The sequence below is a fragment of the Nocardia concava NBRC 100430 genome (genome assembly GCF_000308815.1).
In the GTDB taxonomy this organism is placed as follows: domain Bacteria; phylum Actinomycetota; class Actinomycetes; order Mycobacteriales; family Mycobacteriaceae; genus Nocardia; species Nocardia concava.
Genome location: NZ_BAFX01000134.1, coordinates 1 through 3,079, shown reverse-complemented (window position 1 = coordinate 3,079; position 3,079 = coordinate 1). Strand labels below are relative to the sequence as shown.

At 70.4% G+C, this 3,079-nt stretch carries 1 protein-coding gene; it reads left to right on the top strand.

Features of this window, described 5'->3' with window-relative positions; translation table 11 throughout:
- A partial coding sequence (locus tag ON43_RS31520; protein ID WP_040813349.1) for a non-ribosomal peptide synthetase occupies positions 1 to 3,079 on the top strand: 3,079 nt, incomplete at both ends.

Here is a 3,079-nt window from a genome sequence, read left to right as displayed (position 1 = left end):
AGCAGCGCATGTGGTTCCTCAACCGCTTCGATCCGAACAGCGCCGTGGACAATATGCCGCTGGCCGTGCGCCTCACCGGCACGCTGGACGTGGACGCCATGCGGGCCGCCGCCGCGGATCTGGTTGCGCGCCACGAGGTCCTGCGCACCGTCTACCCGGAGGTGGACGGCGAGGGCTTCCAGCAGGTGCTGCCCCTCGACGATCCGCGGGCGCTGCCGGAACTGCCGGTCGTCGACATCGAGGCGGCCGATATCGCGGCCGCCGTGGCCGAGGTGGTCGGCGCCGGTTTCGACGTGACCGCCGCGCCGCCGCTGCGCCTGTGCCTGCTGCGCCTCGCGGCCGACGAGCACGTGCTGGTGGCCTCGATCTATCACATTGCCGCCGACGGCGTTTCGATCGGCGTGCTGGCCCGCGACCTGGTGTCCGCCTACGCCGAGCGCGTGCGCGGTGCCGCCCCGCAGTGGGCGCCGCTGCCGGTGCAGTACGCGGATTACGCGGTGTGGCAGCGGGAATCGCTGGGCAGCGAGGACGATCCGGACTCGCCGCTGGCCCGCCAGATCGCCTACTGGCGCGAGGCACTGGCCGATCTGCCCGACGAACTGGTGCTGCTGTGGGATCGCCCGCGGCCCGCCGTGGCCTCCTACCGCGGCGGCACCCACGCCTTCCGCCTCGACGACGAGATCTACGCCGCCGCACGGCGATTCGCCGAGACGCACAACACCACGCTGTTCATGGTCATGCACTCGGCGCTGGCGCTGCTGCTGGCCCGGCTGTCCGGCACCCGCGACATCGCCATCGGCACGCCGGTGGCCGGACGCGGTGAGGCCGAACTCGACGACCTGATCGGCATGTTCGTCAATACCTTGGTGCTGCGCACCGATATCGACCCGGCCGCCTCCTTCGAGGACCTGGTCGGACGGGTGCGCGAGACCGATGTGCGCGCCTTCGGCCACGCCGACGTGCCGTTCGAGCGCCTGGTGGAACTGCTGGACCCGGCCCGCTCGCAGGCCCGCAACCCGCTGTTCCAGGTCATGCTGACCTTCCAGAACATGGCGCCCACCCGCCTGGAACTGCCCGGGCTCACGGTCGCCGGTGCGGATCTGGAGATCCCGTTCGCCAAGTTCGACCTGCAGCTGACCCTGCAGGAGTCGCACGACGAGCAGGGCGATGCCACCGGTATGGCCGCCGAATTCTCCTACGCCACCGATCTTTTCGATCCGGCCACGGTCGCCGAGCTGGCCGCGCGCCTGCAGCGGGTGCTGGCCGCGGTGACCGCCGCCCCGAACGCGCCGGTCGGCGATCTCGCACTGTTCTCGGCGGGGGAGCGGCAGCGGGTGCTGACCGACTGGAACGCCACCGCCTTCGATGTGGCGGCGACGCTGCCGGAAGGCGCCGCGGCGACCCTGGTTTCGCGCTTCGACGCCCAGGTCGCGGCCACACCCGACGCCGTCGCGCTGGTCTTCGAGGGCGAGACGCTCACCTACCGGGAGCTGTCCGAGCGGGCCAACCGCCTGGCCCGGCTGCTCATCACCCAGGGTGTCGGACCGGAATCCCTGGTCGCCCTGGCCATGCGCCGCTCGACCGAGCTGGTCGTCGCCATGTACGCCGTGCTGCAGACCGGTGCGGCGTACGTGCCACTGGACCCGGATCAGCCGCTCGACCGCATTGGCCACATTCTCGACACCGCCCGACCGCGCCTGCTGCTCACCACCGAGCGCGACGAATTCGACACCGGTGCACGGGATATCACGACCTTCACCATGGAACGGACCGAGGCGGCGGCGCAGTCCTACAGCGCCGCGATCCTCACCGACGCCGACCGCACCCGGCCGCTGCGGCCCGGGCACACCGCGTACGTCATCTTCACCTCCGGTTCGACCGGCCGACCCAAGGGTGTGGCCGTCGAGCACGGCGCGATCGTGAACCGCCTGGTGTGGATGCAGCACGAGTACCCGATCGACGCGAACGACGCTGTGCTGCAGAAGACTCCGGCGACCTTCGATGTGTCGGTGTGGGAGTTCTTCTGGCCGTTGCAGACCGGGGCGCGCCTGGTGGTCGCCAAGCCGGACGGGCACCGCGATCCGGTGTACCTGGCAGAGCTGATTGCGGAACACGGCATCACCACCGCGCATTTCGTGCCGTCCATGCTGTCGGCTTTCGTCTCCGCTCTGGGCGACACCAACCCCGTCATTCCGGCGCGCTTTTGGCCGGAATCCACCGATGGATCCCGGCCAAAAGCATGCCGGGATGACGAGGGCTGGCCGCTGCGGCAGGTGTTCGCGTCGGGCGAAGCCTTGCCCGCGCCGACCGCGCGACAGCTGCGCGAGCTCACCGGTGCGCGCCTGCACAACCTGTACGGCCCCACCGAGGCCGCGGTCGACGTCACCTACCACGAGGCGACCGACGCCGACACGGTCTCCATGCCGATCGGCCGACCGGTCTTCAATACCCGTGTCTACGTGCTGGATTCACGCCTCAACCCGGTGCCGGTCGGCGTCGCGGGCGAGCTGTACCTGGCGGGCGCGCAGCTCGCGCGCGGTTATGTCGAGCGTCTGGACCTGACCGCGGACCGCTTCGTCGCCGATCCGTTCGGGACGGGCGAACGCCTGTACCGCACCGGCGATCTCGTGAAATGGAACGCCGACGGTGAACTGGAGTACCTGGGCCGCACCGACTTCCAGGTGAAGCTGCGCGGCCTGCGCATCGAGCTGGGCGAGATCGAGGCCGCGCTGCTGGCGCAGCCTGGCGTCTCGCAGTCGGTCGTCGTGGTGCGCGCCGACGCGCACACCGGTGATCAGCTGGTCGGCTACGTGGTGGCGGGCCCGGAGGTCGCCGCCGAGGCGCTGAAGGTCGGTGTGGCGCAGGCACTTCCGGCCTATATGGTGCCGACCGCCGTCGTGGTCCTGGACGAGTTCCCGCTCAACGCGTCGGGCAAGCTGGACCGCAAGGCCCTGCCCGCCCCGACCTTCGAGGCCCGCGGCTTCCGTGCCGCGTCCACCCCGATCGAGGAGATCGTGGCGGGCGTGTTCGCGGAATTGCTCGGCATCGACCGGGTCGGCGCGGACGACGACTTCTTCGA